Annotated in this window: 22 protein-coding genes; 18 read left to right on the forward strand and 4 right to left on the reverse strand. The window is 63.6% G+C overall.

Going from position 1 to position 21,615, the window contains the following annotated elements:
* Positions 1 to 119 precede the first annotated feature (119 nt).
* Positions 120 to 1,859: an IlvD/Edd family dehydratase gene (locus PXJ20_RS15210; protein ID WP_126875915.1), complete on the reverse strand. Its 1,740-nt coding sequence runs from the start codon at positions 1,857 to 1,859 to the stop codon at positions 120 to 122.
* Between the two features lie 119 nt (positions 1,860 to 1,978).
* On the opposite strand from PXJ20_RS15210, the gene PXJ20_RS15215 reads away from it, so the two are divergent.
* The 18 genes from PXJ20_RS15215 to PXJ20_RS15300 all read left to right on the forward strand — a co-directional run bounded on the left by PXJ20_RS15215 (position 1,979) and on the right by PXJ20_RS15300 (position 19,592).
* Positions 1,979 to 2,980, forward strand: a complete 1,002-nt coding sequence (locus PXJ20_RS15215; protein WP_421031240.1) for a 2-hydroxyacid dehydrogenase — start codon at positions 1,979 to 1,981, stop codon at positions 2,978 to 2,980.
* Positions 2,981 to 3,078: 98 nt separating this feature from the next.
* Positions 3,079 to 4,365 carry an MFS transporter gene (locus tag PXJ20_RS15220; RefSeq protein ID WP_017773576.1) on the forward strand — a complete coding sequence of 429 codons (1,287 nt, stop codon included), beginning with the start codon at positions 3,079 to 3,081 and terminating at the stop codon, positions 4,363 to 4,365.
* Positions 4,366 to 4,434: 69 nt separating this feature from the next.
* Positions 4,435 to 5,220, forward strand: a complete 786-nt coding sequence (locus PXJ20_RS15225; protein WP_126875912.1) for an SDR family oxidoreductase — start codon at positions 4,435 to 4,437, stop codon at positions 5,218 to 5,220.
* A 50-nt stretch (positions 5,221 to 5,270) separates the two neighbouring features.
* Positions 5,271 to 5,978, forward strand: a complete 708-nt coding sequence (locus PXJ20_RS15230; RefSeq protein WP_017773578.1) for a ribonuclease activity regulator RraA — start codon at positions 5,271 to 5,273, stop codon at positions 5,976 to 5,978.
* Positions 5,979 to 6,363: 385 nt separating this feature from the next.
* Positions 6,364 to 7,788 (forward strand): MFS transporter, encoded by a 1,425-nt coding sequence (locus PXJ20_RS15235; protein ID WP_421031239.1) that lies wholly within the window; start codon positions 6,364 to 6,366, stop codon positions 7,786 to 7,788.
* 68 nt (positions 7,789 to 7,856) lie between these two features.
* Entirely contained in the window at positions 7,857 to 8,669 is an 813-nt protein-coding gene (locus tag PXJ20_RS15240; RefSeq protein WP_126875910.1) for an N-acyl homoserine lactonase family protein, read from the forward strand.
* Positions 8,670 to 9,467 carry an SDR family oxidoreductase gene (locus PXJ20_RS15245; RefSeq protein ID WP_421031238.1) on the forward strand — a complete coding sequence of 266 codons (798 nt, stop codon included), beginning with the start codon at positions 8,670 to 8,672 and terminating at the stop codon, positions 9,465 to 9,467.
* Position 9,468: 1 nt separating this feature from the next.
* Positions 9,469 to 10,836 (forward strand): MmgE/PrpD family protein, encoded by a 1,368-nt coding sequence (locus PXJ20_RS15250; RefSeq protein ID WP_421031237.1) that lies wholly within the window; start codon positions 9,469 to 9,471, stop codon positions 10,834 to 10,836.
* Between the two features lie 37 nt (positions 10,837 to 10,873).
* On the forward strand, positions 10,874 to 11,809 hold the full coding sequence (locus tag PXJ20_RS15255) for an NAD(P)-dependent oxidoreductase (RefSeq protein ID WP_421031236.1): 936 nt from the start codon (positions 10,874 to 10,876) through the stop codon (positions 11,807 to 11,809).
* Between the two features lie 23 nt (positions 11,810 to 11,832).
* Positions 11,833 to 12,159 (forward strand): NIPSNAP family protein, encoded by a 327-nt coding sequence (locus tag PXJ20_RS15260; RefSeq protein WP_017773584.1) that lies wholly within the window; start codon positions 11,833 to 11,835, stop codon positions 12,157 to 12,159.
* Between the two features lie 12 nt (positions 12,160 to 12,171).
* Positions 12,172 to 13,059 (forward strand): NAD(P)-dependent oxidoreductase, encoded by an 888-nt coding sequence (locus PXJ20_RS15265; protein WP_421031235.1) that lies wholly within the window; start codon positions 12,172 to 12,174, stop codon positions 13,057 to 13,059.
* A 25-nt stretch (positions 13,060 to 13,084) separates the two neighbouring features.
* Positions 13,085 to 14,515, forward strand: coding sequence for an aldehyde dehydrogenase family protein (locus PXJ20_RS15270; protein ID WP_421031234.1), 1,431 nt, complete (start codon positions 13,085 to 13,087; stop codon positions 14,513 to 14,515).
* 115 nt (positions 14,516 to 14,630) lie between these two features.
* Positions 14,631 to 15,035 (forward strand): carboxymuconolactone decarboxylase family protein, encoded by a 405-nt coding sequence (locus PXJ20_RS15275; RefSeq protein ID WP_017773587.1) that lies wholly within the window; start codon positions 14,631 to 14,633, stop codon positions 15,033 to 15,035.
* A 108-nt stretch (positions 15,036 to 15,143) separates the two neighbouring features.
* A complete protein-coding gene (locus tag PXJ20_RS15280) occupies positions 15,144 to 16,493 on the forward strand; it encodes an MFS transporter (RefSeq protein ID WP_277599326.1) in 1,350 nt (449 codons plus the stop codon).
* On the forward strand, positions 16,493 to 17,437 hold the full coding sequence (locus PXJ20_RS15285; protein ID WP_421032605.1) for an NAD(P)-dependent oxidoreductase: 945 nt from the start codon (positions 16,493 to 16,495) through the stop codon (positions 17,435 to 17,437). Before PXJ20_RS15280 ends, PXJ20_RS15285 begins: the two co-directional genes overlap by 1 nt.
* Positions 17,434 to 17,832, forward strand: coding sequence for a cupin domain-containing protein (locus tag PXJ20_RS15290; protein WP_277599327.1), 399 nt, complete (start codon positions 17,434 to 17,436; stop codon positions 17,830 to 17,832). The genes PXJ20_RS15285 and PXJ20_RS15290 overlap by 4 nt, the downstream gene beginning before the upstream one ends.
* Positions 17,829 to 18,599: a carboxymuconolactone decarboxylase family protein gene (locus tag PXJ20_RS15295; RefSeq protein WP_277599328.1), complete on the forward strand. Its 771-nt coding sequence runs from the start codon at positions 17,829 to 17,831 to the stop codon at positions 18,597 to 18,599. Before PXJ20_RS15290 ends, PXJ20_RS15295 begins: the two co-directional genes overlap by 4 nt.
* Before the next feature lie 306 nt (positions 18,600 to 18,905).
* Positions 18,906 to 19,592 (forward strand): GntR family transcriptional regulator, encoded by a 687-nt coding sequence (locus PXJ20_RS15300; protein WP_421031233.1) that lies wholly within the window; start codon positions 18,906 to 18,908, stop codon positions 19,590 to 19,592.
* 15 nt (positions 19,593 to 19,607) lie between these two features.
* Here PXJ20_RS15300 and tatA read toward each other — a convergent pair whose 3' ends face one another.
* The 3 genes from tatA to PXJ20_RS15315 form a co-directional block, all read right to left on the reverse strand.
* The gene (tatA, locus tag PXJ20_RS15305) at positions 19,608 to 19,844 is read right to left on the reverse strand and encodes a Sec-independent protein translocase subunit TatA (protein ID WP_277599331.1); all 237 of its coding nucleotides are present in this window, start codon (positions 19,842 to 19,844) and stop codon (positions 19,608 to 19,610) included.
* A 77-nt stretch (positions 19,845 to 19,921) separates the two neighbouring features.
* Complete coding sequence (locus tag PXJ20_RS15310; RefSeq protein WP_421031232.1) at positions 19,922 to 20,662, reverse strand: ABC transporter permease; 741 nt, start codon at positions 20,660 to 20,662, stop codon at positions 19,922 to 19,924.
* Positions 20,659 to 21,606: an ABC transporter ATP-binding protein gene (locus tag PXJ20_RS15315; protein WP_421031231.1), complete on the reverse strand. Its 948-nt coding sequence runs from the start codon at positions 21,604 to 21,606 to the stop codon at positions 20,659 to 20,661. The genes PXJ20_RS15310 and PXJ20_RS15315 overlap by 4 nt, the downstream gene beginning before the upstream one ends.
* Between the last annotated feature and the right edge of the window lie 9 nt (positions 21,607 to 21,615).

Here is a 21,615-nt window from a genome sequence, read left to right on the forward strand (position 1 = left end):
CCGGGTTACCTCGAAGGAGGCCAGCAGTATATAGACAATTCTGCCTGCAAATCCTCGTGCGCGACGCATCTCGCGGCCAGTTGCGGGCGATGCGGGAAAGCACCTGTCTCATCTCGCGGTCAACCACGCGGGCGCGGAACCTTGACGGTCATTTCCGTCGCCGCGAGAAAGTCGAAGTCGCACCCCTTGTCGGCCTGCGTGATCGACGAGAGGAACAGCTTGCGATAACCGCGTTCCTGCGACGCCGCCGCATACGGCGGCTGCTCCGCGGCACGCCGCCGAAGCTCTTCGTCGCTGACGAGCACGTCGATTGAGCGATTCGCAACGCTCAGGCGAATGCGGTCCCCGCTGCGCACGAGTGCGAGCGGCCCGCCGATTGCGGACTCGGGCGTCACGTGCAGCACGATGGTGCCCGCCGCGGTGCCGCTCATGCGGCCGTCCGAGATGCGCACCATGTCTTTCACACCCAGCGTGGCGAGCTTCTTCGGAATCGGGATATAGCCGGCTTCGGGCATACCCGGCGCGCCGATAGGCCCGATGTTCTTGAGAACGAGCACGTCGTCTGCCTCGACGTCGAGTTCGGGATCGTCGATGCGGCGCGCCAGGTCTTCTGCGTTTTCGAACACGACGGCGCGTGCTTCGTGCTCCATCAACTCGCGATTCGCTGCGGACTGCTTGATGATTGCGCCACCCGGAGCGAGATTGCCGCGCAGCACCGCCACACCGCCCTGCGGAAAGATCGGCTGGTGAAGCGGGCGCACCACGTCCTGCGGGAAGCTTGCGGGCGCAGCGTCGAGTTCTTCGCCGAGCGTGCGGCCCGTCACCGTCAACGTGTCGAGGTGCAGCAGCGGCCGCAGTTCGCGCAGCACGGTGGTGAGACCGCCGGCCTTGTGCAGATCTTCCATGTAGTGCTTGCCGGAAGGCTTCAGGTCGACGAGCACGGGCGTCTCGCGCGCCATGCGGTCCATTTCGTTCAGGTCGATCTCCACGCCAAGCCGCCCGGCGATGGCGGTGAGATGAATGATGCCGTTGGTCGAGCCGCCAATCGCGAGCAGTACGCGCAGCGCGTTTTCAAACGCTTCGGGCGTCAGGATGCGTTCGGGCGTGAGCTTCTGTTCGATCATCGCGACCGCCGTTGCGCCCGTGCGTTCGGCAATGCGGATGCGATCGGCCGTTACCGCCGGCGCGCTCGCGCCGCCCGGCAGCATGATGCCTAGCGCTTCGGCGATGCAGGCCATCGTGCTTGCCGTACCCATGACCGAGCAGGTGCCCACGGTTGCGACAAGCTGGCTGTTCACCTCGTCGATTTCATGTGCGTCGATTTCCTGCCCGCGAAAACTGGCCCAGAAGCGCCGGCAGTCGGTGCATGCGCCCACGCGTTGGCCGCGATGCGAGCCGGTCAGCATCGCACCCGTGACGAGCTGGATGGCCGGCACGCCGGCCACGGCCGCACCCATCAACTGGGCGGGCACGGTCTTGTCGCAACCGCCGATCAGCACGATCGCATCCATGGGCTGCGCGCGGATCATCTCTTCCGTGTCCATCGACATCAGATTGCGCAGATACATGCTCGTGGGGTGCGAAAAGCTCTCGCCGATCGAGATGGTCGGGAAATCGACAGGCAGCCCGCCCGCCAGCATCACGCCTCGTTTCACGGCCTCGATCAATTGCGGCGCGTTGCCGTGGCACGGGTTGTAACCGCTGCCCGTATTCGCGATGCCGACGATGGGGCGCGAAAGCGCGTCGTCGGTATAGCCCGCGCCCTTGATGAAGGCCTTGCGCAGAAACAGCGAGAAGCCTTCGTCGCCGTAGTTCGTCAGCCCTTTCCTCAGTCCCTGCTTCTCTGATTTCTTGTCCATAATGTCATCGATAGGATTATCAATAATTCTTGACGACGATCTTATCCACTTTTATAGTGGGCCGCAAGTCAACGTGCTGGCGTGTGGCGCCACCGTGCGCAGCGAGCCTGGAGAGTCATGTGAAGAAGCATGTGGTGCTGTACAGGAAGGTGCCCGAAGACGTCGTGCAAAGCCTGCGTCGGGAGTTCGACGTGACGGCCTTCGACGACGTCGACGAGGCCAACCGCACACGATTCGTCGAGGCGCTGGGCAGCGCGCACGGCATCATGGGCAACACGCTCAAGATCGGGGCGGCGCTGCTGGAGGCGGCCCCGCGGCTGGAAGTGGCCTCGACCATCTCCGCCGGCTACGACGCTTTCGACGTGGCCGCACTCACGCAGCGCGGCATCGTGCTCACCAACACGCCGGACGAAGTCACCGAAACCACCGCAGACCTCGTGTTTGCGCTGCTGCTGGCAAGCGCGCGACGGGTAGTGGAACTGGCGAACTGGGCGTCGAGCGGGGCGTGGCGCGCTCAGGTGGAAGAACGCTATTTCGGCGTGGACGTTCATGGCCGCACGCTTGGCATCGTCGGTCTGGGACGTATCGGCGAGGCTGTGGCGCGCCGGGCCGCGCTGGGTTTCGGGATGCGTGTTCTCTATACGAAGCGAACGCCGCATCCGGTCGCCGAGTCGGCTTACGGCGCGCAACGCCGGACGCTGGACGCGCTTCTTGCCGAATCCGACTTTGTTTGCCTCATGGTGCCGCTTTCGCCCGAGACGCATCACCTCATCGGTGAGCGCGAGCTTGGCTTGATGAAACGGGATGCAATCCTGATCAATGGTTCGCGTGGACTCGTAGTGGACGAGTCCGCGCTTGTCGCTGCGCTGCAGAACGGCACGATCCGCGGCGCGGGGCTCGACGTGTTCAAGCGCGAACCGCTGCCGGCCGGCTCACCGCTCTACACGCTTCCCAACGTCGTCGCACTTCCGCACATTGGCTCGGCGACTCATGCAACACGCGCGGCCATGGCGCGGCAGGCGGCGCGCAATCTGATTGCGGCGCTCGCGGGACAGCCCGTGGCAACGACCGTCAACCCGGAGGCACTCGAGGTTCGGCGTGCGCGTACTCCGGCCGCTTGAGCCGTTCGGCGTTTAGTGCGGGTATGAAGCGTGGCGCGTTTTTCGAGCCTGTCAGCCCGCTTTAATTATTCAGTAAACCAAATTAAATGGAGACGCAGATGCGCGGCAGGTATCGATTCACCGTGGCGGGCTTACTGTTCGCCGCCGGCATGATCAATTACATGGACCGCGCGGCGCTTGGTGTCGTCGCGCCCGTCATTAGCAAGGAACTGAGTCTTTCACCGTCGCAACTCGGCGTGATATTCAGCAGCTTCTTCGTAGGCTATTCGATCTTTTCATTCGTCGGCGGGCATCTGGCTGACCGGTTCGGGCCGACGCGCGTCTTTTCGTGGGCAATGGGCGTGTGGTCGCTGCTCTGCGGCCTCACGGCCGCTGCCACCGGTTTCGCCTCGATGTTCGTCCTGCGGTCGCTGTTCGGTTTCGGCGAAGGCCCCATGAACTCCACCACGAATCGCGCTATCACGAATTGGTTCCCGCGCGACGAGACTGCAACGATGATCGGCTTCACGTTTTCGGGGCAGACCTTCGGCAATGCGCTGGCCGGGCCACTGGTGGGGCTCGTGGCCGTCGCGTTCGGCTGGCGCGTTTCGTTTGTGGTGGTCGCCGTGCTCGGCTTCGTGTGGATTGCTGTCTGGCGGCTTTGGGTGACCGACACGCCGGCACAGAATCGCCATGTGGGTGATCAGGAACGCGAACTGATCGAACGCAGCCGCAAGACCGTGCAGGCACACGAGGCAAGCGAAGAAGGGATGGCGCTGCGCGCGTATCTGCTGCGTCCGAGCACGCTTGCGCTGGGCGTGGGTCTTTTTGCCGTCAACTACACGTTGTTCATTTTCATTTCGTGGCTGCCCAGCTACTTTACGAGCGCGCTTCATCTGAACCTCACGCAGATGAGCCTGATGACCGCCATTCCCTGGGCGTGCGGCGCCATCGGCTACTTTGGCGGCGGTCTTGCTGCCGACCTGTTGTTCAAGCGCATGGCGAACAAGCTGCTCGCGCGCAAGCTCGCAGCCGTCGTGCCGCTGGCCTTGTCGGGACTCGCGATGCTGGCGGTCAGTTTCGTCACCTCGACCGCGCCCGCCGTATCGCTGGTCGCACTCGCCGTGCTGTTCCTGACTGCTTCATCGCAAGCCGTATGGGCGGTGGTTCACGAACTCGTGCCCGGCACGCATCTTGGCGCGGTCAGTGGCTTCGTCCATCTGATCGCCAACATCTCGGGCATTGTCGGACCCACGCTCACCGGGATCGCAGTGGAACATTTCGGCGGCTACAGCAGTGGATTCGCGTTGGGCGCGACGATCGACCTGATCGGCGTGCTGGCGATGACGTTCGTGGTGCGCAGCCGCGGCGGCATGCGTCCCGTGACGTCAGGCGCTGCGATGTAAAGGGCGCGCGGGAAGACACGCCCGTGCGCATGAGTGAAAGTCTGGTGGCCAGGCGGCCGGGGGAATGGAATGGATCTGGGTTTGCGTAACAAGACTGCGCTGGTGCTGGGCGGCGGCGGTGGATTGGGTCGGGCAATTGCGTTGTCGCTCGCGCACGAGGGAGCGAACGTCGTGCTCGCGGATGTCGACGAAACCGCGCTGAAGCGCGCGGCGCAAGAAGTCGAGGCCGCCGGGGCTCGCACGCTCTCGCTGCAATGGGACCTTGGCGACCTGGCCGCGATCGAGCGGCACGTTGCGACGATCGAAGCGGAATTCGGCGGAGTGGACGTGCTCGTCAACAACACGGGCGGGCCTCCGCCAACGCCGGCTTCGGGGCAGCCCGCCGAGGCGTGGCAAAAGTATTTCGGCTCGATGGTGCTGTCCGTCATTGCGATTACCGACCGCGTGCTGCCCGGCATGCGTGCCCGCAAATGGGGGCGCGTGATTACGAGCGCCTCTTCCGGCGTGGTCGCGCCCATTCCGAATCTTGCGATGTCGAACGCGCTGCGGCTCTCGCTCGTCGGCTGGTCGAAAACGCTGGCGCGCGAGGTCGCGCGCGACGGCATAACGGCCAACATCGTGGTGCCCGGACGTGTGGCGACGGACCGCATCCGCTTTCTCGACGAAGCGAAAGCCGGACGCGAGGGGCGCACCGTCGAGGCCGTGGCCGCCGAGAGCACGTCGTCTATTCCCGTCGGCCGCTACGGCGAGCCGAAAGAGTATGCGGACGTCGTCACGTTCCTCGCAAGCGAGCGGGCCTCGTACATGACGGGCGGCGTCATTCGCGTCGACGGTGGGCTCATTGCCGGCATCTGAAATGCCGCTTCGTTCGGTATCCAAAGTGTTATGGAGAAGGAGAGCGTTTCATGTCAGTGGATCAGAAAATTCTTGATGCGTTGTCGGGCGTGACCACCGCGACGCTGACCACGTTGCTCCTGAAAAAGGGGCTGCGCAACGTATGGATTCGCGGCGCCATGCCGATTCGGGCCGGGCAACCGCGTGTTGTCGGTCGAGCATTCACGTTGCGTTTCGTGCCGGCGCGTGAGGATCTCGCCACGCCCGAATCGTGGTCGTCGCCGCGTTCGACTCGCGCGGCCATCGAGGCCATGCCGTCGGGCTGCGTGGCAGTGGTCGATGCGATGGGCGTAACCGACGCCGGCATATTCGGCGACATTCTCTGTGCGCGCATGCAAAAGCGCGGTGTGGCGGGGCTGGTGACCGATGGTGTGGTGCGCGACGTGGCAGGCGTACTCGGCACGGGTTTGCCGGTGTGGAGCCGCGGCGTTGCTGCGCCGCCTTCCGTCGCGGGGCTGACTTTCGTGGGCTGGCAGGAGCCTGTTGCCTGCGGCGGCGTAGCGGTGTTCCCGGACGACCTGATTGTGGTCGATACGGACGGCGCAGTCGTGGTTCCCGCAGCGTTCGTCGACGATATGGTTGCCGCAGCGCCCGAACAGGAGCGGCTGGAAGGCTGGATCATGCAGCAGGTGGACGCAGGGGCCGCGCTGCCCGGCCTTTATCCGCCGAACGAGGAGAACAAGGCGCGGTATGAGGCCTGGAAGCGCGGAGGCCACTGAAAGAGGGCTGATTCACGACGAAGCGGCTCGTCATTCGAGGCTGCACTGGCCCGCACAGGGCTTTCACCAGAGATTGCCGGCGGCGTCTTGTACGCCGGCATTGCCGACACGCTGCGCAGCAGCACGGCGTTCATCGCCGCCTTCCCTTGCCGGCGCGCGCGGCCGCGCCGGTCTTTCACCGAACTTTCTCCAATCGCACCCGTTGCACGGCAGGCCTTGCCGCGTTGCGCCGCAACCATTGACTTGTGCGATCGTTCGCTGCTCGGCCACCTCTTATATTCTTGACGGATTGTATGACAAGAATATAATCGCTCCCATGCTTGCGCTCGGCGGTCTGTCATTGCCTGCGTACGGCGCCATGACCATAACGAACCGGAGACAGCAAATGTACGGTGATGCAAGTGTCGGAGCACGCCTGGATGGGCTGCCGCTCTCGCGTTTCCATTGGCGTCTGCTCGGGCTGATCGCCGCCGGCATGTATTTCGATTCGTTCGACATCTACATTGCGGGCACCGTGCTCGCCGCGATGATTCACAGCGGCGAATCGACACTCCGCCTGAACGCCACCTTCGTTTCGGTCACGTTCATCGGCATGATGACGGGCGCGTGGCTCTCCGGCTGGCTGGGTGACCGCTTCGGCCGACGCTTCTGCTACCAGTTCAACCTGGGCATCTACGGATTTGCATCCATTGCCGCCGCGCTTGCGCTTTCCATCTACTGGCTGATCGCATTCCGTCTCGTGATGGGAATCGGGATGGGCGCGGAGATCGTGGTTGGCTACGGCACGCTCAGCGAGTTCATTCCGGCGTCATGGCGTGGGCGCTTCGGCACGATCCTCAATCTCATCATCAACACGTCGCTGTTTCTCTCGACGTTCCTCGGCTGGCTGATCGTGCCGCATTATGGTTGGCGATGGATGTTCGCCATCGCGGGCTGTGGCGCGCTCGTGGTCTGGTTTCTTCGCAAGTCGATGCCCGAATCGCCGCGCTGGCTGGCAACGCACGGGCGTGCCGAAGAGGCGCAGCGGATCGTGGAACGCATCGAGGCCGAGTGCGGTGCGTCGTCTGGGCACGCAGCGACGCACGCGCCCGCTACCGCAACGGTCGCCGCAACGGTCAAGGTCTCTCACGAGAGCCGCATGGGTGACTTGTTCTCGCGCCGGTTGCTCGCGCGAACCGTCACCGCCGTTGTGGTTCTCGTCGCGCTGTTCGTCGTGAACTATGCGTTCGTGAGCTGGATTCCAACGTTCCTCGTCAAGCAGGGGCATAGTGTTTCGAGTTCGCTCGGACTCACCGCCGTGATGTTCGCGGGCGGTCCCATCGGTTCGCTGATCGCGTTCTGTCTTGCCGAACGGCTTGGCCGCAAATGGGGCATTGTGCTGTTTTCACTCGTGTGCGCGGGCTTCGGCGTAGCGTATCCGTACGCGCAGTCGGCAACGGCGATTGCGGCACTCGGCTTTGCCATCACGGCGTGCATCTACGTGCTGTCGTCGTTCAGCGTTGCCACCTACGTGCCAGAGATGTTTCCAACCGCATTGCGACTGCGTGGTTCGGGCCTTGCCAACACGGCGGGCCGCGCGGTCAGCATCTTCGTGCCGTTCGCGGTGGCGGGCGCATTCACACACTTCGGCATTGGCGGCGTGCTGGCGCTCATTGTCGGAACGCTGCTGACGCAGGCACTGATCGTCGGTCTGCTCGGCACTGAAACGCGACGACGCTCGCTGGAGTCGATTGCAGCGGACGTTGCCGGCCCCACGAGCGAGACGGAAATGACGGGTAGGCCAGGCAGCGCGCCGGCGGCCATCGAATGACGCCTCGCGACAACGCGAGCAACGACCTGAGCAGTGGCACCCATCAACAACAGAAGGATGGATGAGACATGGAATCACCGGGCGAGAACTACCGCATCTACGCAGTCAAGTACGCGCATTTCGAACGCCGTTCACGCGATAACTTCATTGGCGGCGATTCTCATGACGTGCCCATGCCGCTCGACTATTTCGTGTGGGCAGTGGTGGGCGCGCAACGCACGTTCATCGTGGATACCGGGTTCGATCAGGCGATGGCCGACAAGCGCGGGCGCACCATCACGAACCCCGTGGAGCACGGCCTCGCGAAGATCGGCATTCGTGCAGACGAGGTGGAAGATGTCGTGATCACGCACATGCATTACGACCATGCCGGCAATCATGGGCTGTTTCCGCGTGCACGCTATCACGTGCAGGACCGCGAAATGGCCTACTGCACGGGCCGCTGCATGTGCCACCATGCGCTGAGCCATCCGTTCGAACCGGAGGACGTGAAGTCGATGGTAGGACGCCTTTTCGCTGGGCGCGTGAAGTTCCACGACGGTAGTGCGGAGCTCGCGCCAGGCCTTACCGTGCACTGGGTTGGCGGGCATACGAACGGCCTGCAGATCGTGCGTGTGCAAACGGCTCGCGGCTGGGTGGTGCTCGCATCCGACGCTTCGCATTTCTACGCGAACATGCAGGAGGAGCGGCCGTTTCCCGTCGTCTACAACGTAGGCGACATGATCGAAGGCTACGAGACCGCGCATCGCCTTGCCAGTTCGCCGGATCACGTGATTCCGGGCCACGATCCCGCAGTGCTCGCCCGCTATCCGGCACATGATGCCGAAACGGAAGGCTGGATCGTGCGGCTCGATCTCGCACCTCGTGTTGAGGGGCAATAGATGGCACAACCAGGCATGTTGCGCGGCAAGGGCGCGCTTGTCACCGGATCGTCGAACGGTCTCGGGCTCGCAATAGCGAAGGCGCTTGCGGGCGCCGGCTGCGATGTCGTGCTGCACGGTCTGGAAGTACCGGGGGACGTGGCGCTCACGGTGTCCCGTATCGCGTCCGAATTCGGCGTGGAATGCCGTTACGTACGGGCCGACCTCGCGAATACGTCGGGCGTGGATGCGTTGATCGACACGGCGACGCGGCAATTGCGCTCGCTCGACGTGCTCGTGAACAATGCCGTGGTTCGACATTTCGCGCCGCTCGATGCTTTTCCGATAGAGCGATGGAACGCCGCGCTCGCGGTGAATCTGACCTCTGCTTTCCGGGCAATCCAGCTGGTGCTGCCGCGCATGCGCGAGCGCGGCTGGGGGCGCATTCTCAACATGACCTCCGTGTACGGCACGCGCGCCGTCGCGAACCGCGTCGACTACGTGACGACGAAGACAGCGTTGCTCGGGCTCACGCGCTCGGTGGCGATCGAGACCGTGGGCCAGGGCATCACCTGCAACGCGCTTTGTCCGGGCTCCGTACTCACGCCGAATATCGATGGACGCATTCGTGAACTGATGGCGGCGCGTGAGCTGGATCGCGGCGACGCGGTGCGCGAGTTTCTGAAGGGCAAGCAGCCGGGCGGCGAACTGATCGATGCGGCGCACGTCGGCGAGTTGGCCGTATTCCTGTGCGGGCCCGCAGGAAGCCAGATCACGGGCGCGTTGATGCCTATCGAAGGAGGCTGGCTTGCAGGCTGATATGAATGCAACCCGGCCTTCACACGAGGTTGCCGTGACGCAGGCGCTGTCCCGTTTCGTCAGTGCGGCGCAGTGGGGCGACATTCCGCGCGAGGTGCGTCACGAAGCGAAGCGCGCGCTCGTCAACTACTTCGCCGTGGCGCTCGCGGGCGCGCGCGATCCGATGATCGATAAGGCGGTTGGCGTCTATGGGCGCTTTAGTGCCGGCAGTTACGCGACGATCATCGGCCGCGATGAGCGCATGGACATGCTGAATGCCGCGGCGCTGAATGCGATGAGCGCGAACGTATTCGACTTCGACGACACGCATATCCCCACGATCATCCATCCCACGGCGCCGATTGCCGCTGCGCTGTTCGCGCTGGCAGAGTGCCGCCCTATGTCTGGGGAGGCCTTGCTGCTTGCGTTCGTGATGGGTGTCGAGGTGGCGTGCCGTATTGGCAATGCTGTGTCGCCGGAGCATTACCAGCGTGGCTGGCACATCACATCGACATGCTGCGTGTTCGGCGCGGCTGCCGCCGTTGCGCGGGCGCTCGAACTCGACGCAATGCAGACCGGTTGGGCGTTGGGTCATGCGTCAGGCCAGGCGGGCGGACTCGTGGAAACGCTCGGCACGATGTCGAAGAGTGTCAGCGTGGGGAATGCGGCGCGTAACGGCATGCTCTCTGCACTGCTCGCAAAGGAGGGACTTGCCGGCCCCGACGCGCCGTTGGAAGGCCAACGCGGATTTCTCGCCGTGGCATGCACGCGCGCTGAGACACGCCGTATTACCGAAGGGCTCGGGCGTGAATGGGCGCTGCTGTCGAACACCTACAAGCCGTACCCGTGTGGTGTCGTGCTGAATCCGGTGATCGACGCGTGTCTTGACTTGCGCCGCGATGCCCGTTGGACGCTGGATGAGATCGAACGGGTGGAGATCGTGGGCCATCCGCTGCTGCGCGAGCGTACCGATCGGCCCCATGTGCGCACGGGCCGCGAATCACAGGTCAGCGCGCAGCATGCCGTCGCGGTCGCGCTAGCGCGTGGCAGGGCGGGACTCGCGGAATTCAGCGACAACGCGGTCAGCGATCCCGCATTGCGCGCGTTGGGTAACCGGCTGCGCTTTATCGACGATCCTGCGTGGCCCGTTGAGTCCGCGCAGGTGACGCTTGTGTTTCGGTCTGGGAAGCGCGTGACGCATCGCGTGCTGAACGCACGCGGCAGCCTGGCTGCGCCGCTCGCGGACGTGGAACTGTCCGACAAGCTTTATGAGTTGGCAGCGTACGGTGGTTCCGGCGTCGCAGCACAGCCGCTCCTCGACCTGCTCTGGAAACTCGACACCGCGCCCGACGCCGCAGCGCCGATGCGCGCCGCGCGGACGGTGTCGTGATGCAACCGCTTTTCACTATTCACGTATGAGGATGGACATGACGAATGGTCCTAAGGATGACCTGGCAAACGGCGAGCGTAAACCAGGCGTGCTGGGTTTCGTCGGGGTCGGCACGATGGGGCGCCCCATGGCGCGGCGCCTGATCGAAGCGGGGCACGACCTGATCGTCTACGATCGCGACGAAGCGGCTGTTGAAGCGCTGGCCGGCATGGGTGCGCGCACGGCGCAGTCGGTGCGCGAGGTGGCGGACAAGGCGCGCATCGTCTTCACGAGCTTGCCCACACCCGCGGTCTTCCGGCAAGTGGCCATTGGCGACGACGGGCTTGCGGGCGGCGATGCGCTGAAGATTCTTGTCGATCTCTCGACCGTCGGCTCGCGCGTCGAAAAAGAAGTGGCGCAGGTGCTGCTCGCACGCGGGATCGAGACAGTGGATGCGCCGGTCAGCGGCGGTGCGGCAGGCGCCAGCAAGGGATCGCTCGCGATCATGGCGGCCGGCGCGCCGGCGCCGCTCGACGCAGTACGCCCGTTGTTCGACGTGCTCGGCAAGGTCTTCGTGGTGGGCAGCGTGCCCGGCCAGGGGCAGTTGTTGAAGCTGTTGAACAACATGCTGTCCACCACCGCGTTTGCGATCACGTCGGAAGCCTACGTTGCCGGTATTCACGGCGGACTTGATCCCGAAGTGATGATGGCGGTCATCAATGCAGGCAGCGGCAAGAACGGCGCGACGCTCGACAAGTTTCCGAAGCACGTGCTGCCCGCCACATTCGATTTCGGCTTTCCGGTTGGCAGCGTGTGCAAGGACATCGGGCTCGCTGTAGAGGAATGCCAGGCGCTTGGCGTGCCGATGCGGGTGGGTAGCGCCGCACGTCAGGTCTGGAATGACGCGGCGATGCAGGACGGCGCCGCACGCGACATGACGGAACTCGTCAGATATGTCGAGCGCTGGTCGTCTGCCAGCGGCCTCGACGATTGAACAGCACATCACAGGAGAAACAGATGATTGTTGAAATGCGTATCTACCATTGCGCGCCGACGCGCCTGCCCGCACTGCTCGAGCGCTTCTCGACCACGACGCTCGGCTTTTTCGAGAAGTACGGCATCCGGCAGATCGGCTTCTGGACCACGCTGATCGGACCGGACAACCACGCGCTCACCTACATGCTGGAGTGGGAAAGTCTCGCGGAGCGCGAGCAGAAGTGGAACGCGTTCCAGACCGACCCGGAGTGGATCGCAAAGCGCGCGGAGACGGAGGCGGTGCGGCCCATCGTCGAGCGTATCGAAAACCACTTTCTCGTGCCGACGGCTTTTTCGGCGCTGGCATAGGAGTTGGACATCATGGGTCAAACCAGACGCATCGGCTTCATCGGCCTCGGCATGATGGGCGCGCCAATGGTGCAGTGCCTCGCCCATGCGGGTTTCGAGCTGTTCGTCGACGACGCCGATGCCGCGCGCGCCGAAGCCATCGTCAGCCAAACCGGCGCGCAACGCCTGAGCGCCGCGAACGCAGGATCGCTCGATGTGCTCATCACAATGCTGCCGAACTCGGCGATTGTCGAACGCGTACTGCTGGGGAGCGGCGCGGACGGCTGGATCAACCATCTGCGTGCCGGCGCGGTCGTGATCGATATGAGTTCGTCGGAACCGGAACGCTCGCGCAAGCTCGGCGCGGTGATCGGGGAGCGCGGCCTCGCGTATCTGGACGCACCGGTTTCGGGCGGTGTGAAGAAGGCGACGGAGGGCACCCTCGCAATCCTCGTGGGCGGCAGAGAAGACGTGTTCGCGAACTGCCGGCCCGTGCTGGAGGCGATGGGCAAGAGCCTGCTGCACATTGGCGGCGCGGGCGCGGGCCACGCCGCGAAGGCGCTGAACAACTACGTGTCGGCAGCCGGACTTGCCGCAACCGTGGAGGCCCTGCATATCGCGCAGCGTTTCGGTATCGAGCCAGCTGTCATGACGGATGTGCTGAACGCCTCGTCGGGCCGCAGCAATACGTCGGAAAACAAGGTGAAGCAGTTCATGTTGAGCGGCACCTTCGCATCCGGCTTTGCGCTGCAGTTGATGACGAAGGACCTGAAGATTGCGCGCGCACTCGCGCAATCCGTGGGGTATCCCATGACGCTCGGCGATACCTGCGTCGCCCTGTGGGACGAAGCGGCGCAACGCTCGACGCCTGCAACCGACCACACGGAAATGTATCGGCTGCTGCCCGTGAGCAGTTCCTGAACCGGCGCGGCCACTCGGAGTTTTCATGTCACACACTGCACAGTTCTACATTGACGGGCGCTGGACGGAACCGGCCTCGCCGCGCTGGATGGACGTGATCGATCCAGCCACCGAAACGGCGTTCGAGCGGCTCGCGCTCGGCAACGCGCAAGACGTGGACCGCGCGGTTGCGGCCGCACGCCGCGCGTTCGCGACGTGGTCGGCATCGAGCGTCACAGCACGCGTCGCATTGTTGAAGCGTGTACTCGAGATTTACGAACGGCGCTATGACGAATTCGCCGAGCTGATGCGACGCGAAATGGGCGCGCCCATCACGTTTGCGCGCAACGGCCAGGCCGCCCGCGGCCCCGCGCATCTGAACACGCTGATCGAAGTGCTGGAGCGCTTCGAATTCGAGGAGCAACGCGGCAACACGCGCGTCGTGCTGGAGCCGATCGGCGTGTGCGGCCTCATCACGCCGTGGAACTGGCCGGTGAACCAGATCGTCGTGAAGATCGCGCCCGCGCTGGCAGCCGGCTGCACGATGGTGCTGAAGCCGAGCGAGTATTCGCCGCTCAGCGCGCTGTTGTTTGCCGAAGTGCTCGACGAGGCTCAGGTTCCGGCCGGCGTGTTCAATCTCGTGAACGGCGACGGCCCTGGCGTAGGCGAGGCGATTGCGGCGCACCCGGGCATCGACATGGTGTCGTTCACCGGTTCCACGCGCGCGGGCGTGCTGGTCGCCCAGGCGGCCGCGCCCACAGTGAAGCGCGTCGCGCAGGAATTGGGCGGCAAGTCGGCGAACGTTCTGTTGGACGACGTCGATCTGGAGGCGGCGGTGACACGCGGCGTCGCCGCATGCTTCACGAACTCGGGCCAGTCGTGCTCGATCCCGACGCGAATGCTCGTGCCTCGTCATCTGATGACCGACGCGGCACAGATCGCGAAGCGCGCGGCGCAAGCGTACCGTGTCGGCGCGACCGAAGACCCCGCAACGCAACTCGGCCCGCTCGTGAATCGCAACCAGTTCGAACGTGTGCAGATGCTGATCCAGAAAGGTATCGACGAAGGCGCGCGGCTCGTAACCGGCGGCACAGGGCGACCGGCGGGAATTGATAAGGGTTACTACGTGAAGCCGACCGTGTTCGCCGACGTCACGCCCGATATGACGATTGCGCGGGAAGAGATCTTCGGCCCGGTACTTTCGATGATGGCCTACGAGACTGAAGCGGACGCCATCGCCATGGCCAACGGCACCGATTACGGGCTTGCGGCATACGTGCAGTCCGGCAGTGTCGAGCGGGCCCGCAAGGTGGGGCGCGCGCTGCGCGCGGGCGGCGTGCATCTGAACTATCCGCCAGCGGACTTCCATGCGCCTTTCGGCGGCTATAAGCGATCGGGCAATGGCCGCGAGTGGGGCGAAGCGGGACTGCGCGAGTATCTGGAAACGAAGGCGCTGGTGGGCTACGGCGGCACGTAAGCCGTGCACCGGCCGCGCACCAAAAAATTTTGTTCGTTTTGATTGTATGACAAACATTCAATCATTCCGTCATGCAATGACGATGCTGAATGGAACGAAACCGGGAGATCGCAAGATGGGCAATGAACGCTTCGACGAACGCTTTGAAAGGGGCTTCGAAAACCGCAAGGAAGTGCTGGGGGCCGCGCACGTGGAGAAGTCGTGGGCCAACGCAGACGACTTCAACCGCCCAATGCAGAAGTTCGTCACCGAGAGTTGCTGGGGCGATATCTGGGGCGACAAGACTCTACCGTTCAAGACGCGCAGCATGCTGAACCTCGCGATGCTTACCGCGATGAGCCAGCATCACGAACTCTCGGTGCATGTGAGAGGGGCGCTGCGCAACGGCGTAACGAAGGAAGAGATTCGCGCAGTGCTGATGCAGGCCGCGATTTATTGCGGCGTACCGCTTGCCCTCGCCGCGTTTCGCGTTGCGAGCGACGCGATCAAGGCCTATGAGGCGGAGACCTCGGCGGTCTGACCGACCATGAGACACCGCGGCACGCGGCGGCGCCCGGCAATTCGCGCCGCCGATGGCTATGCGGGGAAAACACGCGCCACGAGGCGCCGACAATGAACGGAGACAACGATGAAGACCCTGACAGCAGACGAAGTGGTACAGCGGGACAGCGATCAGTCGATCGAAACGAAGCGCCGCCATGCGATCAAAGGCGCGTTTTTTTCCGAGTTCATCGACATGTTCGATATCTATTTGCCGGTGGTCGTGCTCTCGCCGGTGCTGGCCTATTTTCAGCCGCCGCATCTGTCGAGCGGCATGGAGACGATTCTTGCGTCGCTCGTCTTCATCACGACGTTGCTGGGCCGGCCGGTGGGTGCGTTGCTGTTCGGCATGATCGCGGACCGGGTGGGGCGCCGCAGCGCATCCATCTGGTCGGTGTCGGGCTTCGGCATCGTCACGTTGCTGATTGCGCTGCTGCCGGGCTATCAGAGCATCGGGATCGTGTCGTACTGGTTGCTGGTGCTGCTGCGATTCGTCGACGGCATCTTCCTTGGCGGGGGCTATACCGGCGCGATGCCGCTCGCAATCGAGTACTCGAAGAAGTCGCAGCGGGGGTTCGTCGGCGGCTTCATCATTGCGGGCTTTCCGGCCGCTTACGTGACGATCAATCTGGTCGCGATGGTGATGTTCGTGTTGTTTCCGCTGAATGGCGTGAACTCGCCGTACGCGCAGTGGGGCTGGCGCGTGCCGTTCGTGATGGGTGCCGCGCTTGCGGGCATTCTCGCGCTGTACTACGTGCACAAGGTGGCGGAATCGGAAATCTGGAAGAGCGAGGCCGGCGACAAGCCGAAACAGGCGGAAAAACTGCCGTTGACCGATCTGATGCGCGGCCGCAGCGGACGTAACCTGCTTCAGGTGCTTTTGATGATGACCGGCTTCTGGCTCACGCAGAACATCATCACGATCTTTCTGCCCACGGGGATGCTCGTCAAGACGCTGCATCTGACGGGTTTCCAGATGACGCTCACGCTGATGATCACGTATTGCGTGCTGTTTTTCAGCTACATCGCCTCGGGCCTGATCGCGCAGCGCATCGGACGGCGGCGCTTTTTCGTGATCGTCGGTCCCGCCATCGCAACCGTGGGCGCGGCGCTGATGTACGCGCTTGCCACCATACAGGGGTTGTCGCTCGCGACGATCATCGTGTTGACGTGCCTGCTCGCCGTGCTCGTCACGTCTCCGTGGGGCGTCATCGTCACCTACATCAACGAGCGCTTTGTCACCGACGTGCGCGCAACGGGTTTCGGTGTCGGCTTCAGCCTCTCCGTGATCATTCCGTCGTTCTACGCGTTCTATATGAACTGGTTGAGCGCCTTCATGCCGTTGCATCTGACATCCGTCGTTCTGCTGACGGTGGGCGGCCTGATCGGCGCGATTGGAGCGTTGATGGGACCGGAAACGAAGGACGTCGATTTTTGATTCATCAACCACAGGAAACCGCAGAGATGAACAAGGAGCGGATCGGATTCATCGGCCTCGGCAACATGGGCGGCCGGATGACGCGGCGGCTCGTCGATGCCGGTATTGCCGTGCTGGGCTACGACGCAGCGCCGCAGCGGGTTGCCGCAGCGGGCGCGAAAGTTGCAGGCTCGATCGAAGAGGTCGTGAAGTTTGCGGACGTCGTGATGATGTCGCTACACGACAGCAAGGTTGTCGAGACGGTTGTCGAAGGCGAGGGCGGCGTGCTTGCGCACTGCCGTGCCGGGCAGATCGTCGTGGATCTGAGCACGGCGGCGGCCAGTTCGACGATACGGCTCGCAGAGCGCTTCGCGCAGGAAGGCGTTCAGTACGTGGACGCCGGCATCTCCGGCGGCGCGGCGGCGGCGGAGAAGGGCGCGTTGACGCTGATGGTGGGTGGCGACGAGCATGCGGTGGCATCGATCGAATGGGCTTTTGTGCCCATCAGCGCGAAGGTCGCGTACATGGGCGCGAGCGGCGCGGGACATACGACCAAGCTGCTGAACAACTTCCTGAACGCGGTGAGCCTTGCAGCGAGCGCCGAGGTCATGGTTGCGGGCAAGAAGGCGGGCCTCGATCTGCGGTTGCTGCTGGACGTGCTGAACAGCAGCAGCGGTGTGAATTTCGCAACGCTGAACCGCTTTCCGAAGATTGTCGAAGGGGATTATCTGGAAGGCGGCCTCACGGGCAAGCTGATGACGAAGGATGTCGTGCTCTACGTGGATCGCGCGCGGGAGTTGGGCGTGGTGTCGCTGAACGCGGCCGGGCCGCTGGCGAGCTTCGGGCTGGGCACCGCGCTCGGCTACGGCGACGTGATCAGCAACCGGGTGGTGGATGCGATTGGCGACGTATCGGGCGGCGTCCGGCTGTTCGATGGCAAACGTAACGAGGAGAAGCAGCAATGAAGGTATTTCACGGCAGGGCCGAAGGCGGTCGTTCGGAGCAACGCGGCGAAACGTTCACCGGGACGGTGTTCGCAGACCCGGTCATGCCCGCAACGAACGGCGTGACGATCAATACGGTGTTCTTCGCACCGAAGGGCCGTACTTACTGGCACACGCACGAGCAGGGCCAGGTGCTCCAGGTGACGGCAGGCAAAGGCTGGATCTGCGTGGAGGGCGAGGTGCCGCAGGAAATCCGGCAAGGCGACATCGTGTTCATCGGGCCGAACGAACGCCACTGGCATGGCGCGAGCGACGCGAGCTACATGGTTCATATCGCGACCTCGCTCGGTAAGGCGACGTGGCAGGAGGAGGTCGCCGAGTCCGATTACCCGAAGGGGCTGGGTACGAACCCATGACGCGACCCACCGATCCCCAGCAGATCAAGGACGACTTCGTGCGGGTGCACGGCATCTGGAATGCAGCGTGGGAAAGCATGCTGCGTCTCGATCCGGGCTTCGTCGAGGCATACGTGCAGTTTTCGGCGGTTCCGCAGCGGCACCGTCATCTCGACGACAAGGTTCGCGAGTTCATCGCGCTCGCGGCGGACGCCTGTGCGACGCAGCTTTATGCGCCGGGTGTCGCGCATCACATCGAGCGTGCGCTTGCGTTCGGTGCGACGCGAGAGGAGTTGATGGAGGTGCTCGAACTGGTGAGTACGATCGGCATTCATACGAGTAACGTCGGCGTGCCGATTCTCCTCGAGGTGCTCGAGGAAGAAGGTTTGCGTGCAGCGCCGGCACCGCTGGACGAGCGTCGGCGCGCATTGAAAACAGCTTTCGAGACCCATCGCGGCTATTGGCATGCGACATGGGAAGGACTGCTTGAACTCGATCCCGATCTTTTCGAGGCTTACGTCGCGTTTTCGTCGGTGCCGTGGCGCACCGGTGTGCTGAGTCCGAAGATCAAGGAGTTCATGTACTGCGCGTTCGATGCCTCCGCGACTCACCTCTATGTGCCCGGGCTGAAGCTCCACATGCGCAATGCGCTGCGCTACGGGGCGACCGCCGGGGAACTGATGGAGTTGCTCGAGATTGTGAGTACCACCGGCATCCACGGCGCCGAACTGGGTGCGCCTTTGCTTGCGGCGGCGCTTGAGAGACAGTGCCATGCTGCCGCGCCCTGAGGGTTCGATGCGCCCCGAACGCTTTCATCCAGCACGCGGCGAAGACCGGGCGTTTGCACGGACCGTTGCCGCTGAACCCGAGCGCAGAACGCATTCGGCATTCCGTGCGCTTCAGGGGTTGCCACTTGCACGGCTGGCATCCAACGGAGACGAACATGCACCGGTCCGCACGGTGGCCATTCTCGGCTACAACTAGACGGTCGACCGCATACGTCTGATTGCCCCGCCCGGTCGTCATCGCGCCACAGGATCAGGTTGGAGTGAAGTATCATAGCGACTGGATTTTTGTCGGACGGGAAGACAATAATGTCGACTGATATCGAGTTGGTCCGGCCTGAGACGTTGCGGCACCAGGTCGAGAATGTGCTTCGCCAGGCGATCATGAGCGGTCGCTTCGCGCCGGGCGCGCGGTTGATCGAACGGGAATTGTGCGAGACGCTGGGCGTGAGCCGCACCTCCGTACGCGAGGCGCTGCGCAAACTGGAGGCGGAAAAGCTCGTGCGCAACGTGCCGCACAAGGGTCCGGTGGTGGCGGTGATGTCGCGCGAAGAAGCAGCCGAACTTTACGCATTGCGTGCGCTGCTGGAGGGCTTTGCGGCACACGAATTCGCCCGGCTTGCAAGCGACGCGGCGATTGCGCAGTTCGGCGAAGCCGCGAAGGCGCTGCGCGCACAGGCGACCGCGCAAAACCAGTCCGGCGTGCTGGAAGCCAAGACCGCACTGTACGACGTGCTGCTGGACAACTGTGGCAATCGGCTCGTCAAGGAAATTCTGACGAGCCTTTATTCACGTGTGAATCTGCTGCGCGCGACCTCGTTGATGCATCCCGACCGGCTGCCGAGCAGCCTGAAGGAAATCGACCGGCTCTGCAAGGCGCTGAAGGCGCGCGACGGCGAAGAGGCGCAGGCGCTCGCACGCCAGCACGTGCTGAATGCTGAAAAGGCCGCGATGCGCATGCTGGAAGAACAGGGCGACGCGCAGACTGCGTCATAGCAGTTGTTACTGCGCTCACTCTGCCAGCGTGCTTCGTTCAACGCCGGTTGCTCGCGGAGGCTCCGGGTTGTCGTGGCTCGGCAGTTGTTCCAGCGCTACGACGTCTCGCGCCTCGCCTTCGCGCATTCCTTCCTTGAAGCCTTTCACTGCGCCTCCCAGATCGCTTCCCAGGGTGCGCAGCTTCTTCGTACCGAACACCAACGCAACGACCAGCAAGACAATCAACCAATGCCAGATACTCAACTCGCCCATAACCCATCTCCTCTACGTTGCTGAAGCAAAAATGATTGAGCGCAAGCAGCGCTCCACTGCCACAGAAACAGAACACATCACACGTCGCGCCGACTGAGTCGTCGGACGACAACCCATCCTGCCGCGATGAGGCACACTGCAAGCGCGGCAACCGATTGCGCCGGCGCGATCGAAAATTGTGTCGTCAGCACACCTCGCATCAAATCGACACCGTATGCAGCGGGATCGTACGCGGCGGCAAAGCGGATCCACTGCGGTGCAAGATCGAGCGGATACAACCCTCCCGAGAGAAAAAACATCGGCAGAAGCAGCGTGTTCGATACGACCGGGAACACGATCACCGAGCGGAACGGCAACGCAAGCGCAAGCCCGAGCGCGGAAAAAGTCAGCGCGGCGAACGCCATCGCGCAGAGCAGAAGCATCAGGCGAGGCGCCGTCAACCCGATGCCAATGGCCGGCGAGAAGGGCAGCAGCAACAGGCTCTGCGCCCACGCGACCACTGCGCCCGCGCCGATTTTTCCGGCGGCGATCTCGACACGGCCGAGCGGCGAGACGAGCAAGGCGTTCAGCAATCCTGTCTGCCGGTCATGCACGATGCCGATGGCGGCTGAGGTTGCCGTGAACATCAGCGAAAGCCCGACGACACCCGGAAAGATGTATGCCTGATAGCCGCTCACCTCCGCATAGGTGCCGCTCCTGAGCGCCGCGCCGAGAACGAAAAGATAGAGCAAGGGCTGCGTAAGGCCGAACAGGATTCGCAGAGGCGATGCCCAGAACCGCTTCAGATCGAACCAGATGATGGCGGTGACGTTGCTCATGCGGGCACCGCTTTCGTCGCGTGAGAACGATGGCCGGCACGCATGGCGATGCAGTGCTCGACGATATTCCTGAGATCTGGCAATGCGATCTCGGCGCCCAGCACACGAAAGGGCATGCGTTGCAGCAGCGCTGGCAGCATGGCGTGGGGGTCCGTTCCCGGCACGACCACGGTGTGGCCATCCACCGATACCGTATGGCCCTGTCCTGCAAGCCATCCTGCCGCTTCTTCGACGGCTGGTACCCGCAATCGGATCGTGGCGGGAACAGAGGTGCACATGGCCTGCCATGTATCGTCTGCGAGCATGCGCCCCTGGTGCAGCACGACCACGCGACTGGCGTCGCGCGCCTCGTCGGTATGGTGGGTGGAGCACAGTACGGTATGACCGTCTGCCACGAGCGTTCTGATTTCCGACCAGAACGCGTGGCGTGCCGCGATATCGAGACCTAGCGTGGCCTCGTCAAGCAAGAGGATGCGAGGCCGCGCAATAAGTGCCCGCGCGAGTTCGAGCCGCCTGCGCTGCCCGCCCGAAAGGCATTGAACGGGTGTTGCGGCGAATGCATCGAGCCCCGATGCTGCGAGTACGTTGTCAACGCGCACTCGCGCCGCGCGTCCGCTCAATCCCTGGCATTTCGAAATGAACCAGAGGTTGTCGCGCGCGCTCAGACGCGGTTCCAGTGCGCACTCCTGAAACACGACGCCGATTCTCGAACGCACTTTATCGGGCTGGGTGAGTGCGTTGATGCTGTCGATGAAGATATGTCCGCTGTCTGGCATGGTCAGCGTTGCAAGAAGCAGGAGCAGTGTCGTCTTGCCTGCACCGTTGAGCCCTGCGAGCGCTACCAGCTCACCTTGCCCGATCGCCAGGCTGACGTCGTGCAGGATGGCGCGGCCGCCGCGCTGAACGCTCACCTTGCGCACGTCGATAGAGGGTTTCTCCGGCATATCGGGCAG

Source organism: Paraburkholderia sp. A1RI_3L (assembly GCF_048957895.1).
Lineage (GTDB): Bacteria > Pseudomonadota > Gammaproteobacteria > Burkholderiales > Burkholderiaceae > Paraburkholderia > Paraburkholderia kururiensis.

Excerpts from the sequence above, each read along its gene's own strand:
- tatA (WP_277599331.1), bottom strand. The coding sequence starts at position 19,844 with ATGGGCGAGTTGAGTATCTGGCATTGGTTGATTGTCTTGCTGGTCGTT.
- PXJ20_RS15255 (WP_421031236.1), top strand. The coding sequence starts at position 10,874 with ATGACGAATGGTCCTAAGGATGACCTGGCAAACGGCGAGCGTAAACCA.
- PXJ20_RS15280 (WP_277599326.1), top strand. The coding sequence starts at position 15,144 with ATGAAGACCCTGACAGCAGACGAAGTGGTACAGCGGGACAGCGATCAG.
- PXJ20_RS15270 (WP_421031234.1), top strand. The coding sequence starts at position 13,085 with ATGTCACACACTGCACAGTTCTACATTGACGGGCGCTGGACGGAACCG.
- PXJ20_RS15275 (WP_017773587.1), top strand. The coding sequence starts at position 14,631 with ATGGGCAATGAACGCTTCGACGAACGCTTTGAAAGGGGCTTCGAAAAC.
- PXJ20_RS15300 (WP_421031233.1), top strand. The coding sequence starts at position 18,906 with ATGTCGACTGATATCGAGTTGGTCCGGCCTGAGACGTTGCGGCACCAG.
- PXJ20_RS15310 (WP_421031232.1), bottom strand. The coding sequence starts at position 20,662 with ATGAGCAACGTCACCGCCATCATCTGGTTCGATCTGAAGCGGTTCTGG.
- PXJ20_RS15295 (WP_277599328.1), top strand. The coding sequence starts at position 17,829 with ATGACGCGACCCACCGATCCCCAGCAGATCAAGGACGACTTCGTGCGG.
- PXJ20_RS15230 (WP_017773578.1), top strand. The coding sequence starts at position 5,271 with ATGTCAGTGGATCAGAAAATTCTTGATGCGTTGTCGGGCGTGACCACC.
- PXJ20_RS15245 (WP_421031238.1), top strand. The coding sequence starts at position 8,670 with ATGGCACAACCAGGCATGTTGCGCGGCAAGGGCGCGCTTGTCACCGGA.
- PXJ20_RS15220 (WP_017773576.1), top strand. The coding sequence starts at position 3,079 with ATGCGCGGCAGGTATCGATTCACCGTGGCGGGCTTACTGTTCGCCGCC.
- PXJ20_RS15265 (WP_421031235.1), top strand. The coding sequence starts at position 12,172 with ATGGGTCAAACCAGACGCATCGGCTTCATCGGCCTCGGCATGATGGGC.
- PXJ20_RS15290 (WP_277599327.1), top strand. The coding sequence starts at position 17,434 with ATGAAGGTATTTCACGGCAGGGCCGAAGGCGGTCGTTCGGAGCAACGC.
- PXJ20_RS15240 (WP_126875910.1), top strand. The coding sequence starts at position 7,857 with ATGGAATCACCGGGCGAGAACTACCGCATCTACGCAGTCAAGTACGCG.
- PXJ20_RS15235 (WP_421031239.1), top strand. The coding sequence starts at position 6,364 with ATGTACGGTGATGCAAGTGTCGGAGCACGCCTGGATGGGCTGCCGCTC.
- PXJ20_RS15260 (WP_017773584.1), top strand. The coding sequence starts at position 11,833 with ATGATTGTTGAAATGCGTATCTACCATTGCGCGCCGACGCGCCTGCCC.
- PXJ20_RS15210 (WP_126875915.1), bottom strand. The coding sequence starts at position 1,859 with ATGGACAAGAAATCAGAGAAGCAGGGACTGAGGAAAGGGCTGACGAAC.
- PXJ20_RS15225 (WP_126875912.1), top strand. The coding sequence starts at position 4,435 with ATGGATCTGGGTTTGCGTAACAAGACTGCGCTGGTGCTGGGCGGCGGC.
- PXJ20_RS15315 (WP_421031231.1), bottom strand. The coding sequence starts at position 21,606 with ATGCCGGAGAAACCCTCTATCGACGTGCGCAAGGTGAGCGTTCAGCGC.
- PXJ20_RS15250 (WP_421031237.1), top strand. The coding sequence starts at position 9,469 with ATGAATGCAACCCGGCCTTCACACGAGGTTGCCGTGACGCAGGCGCTG.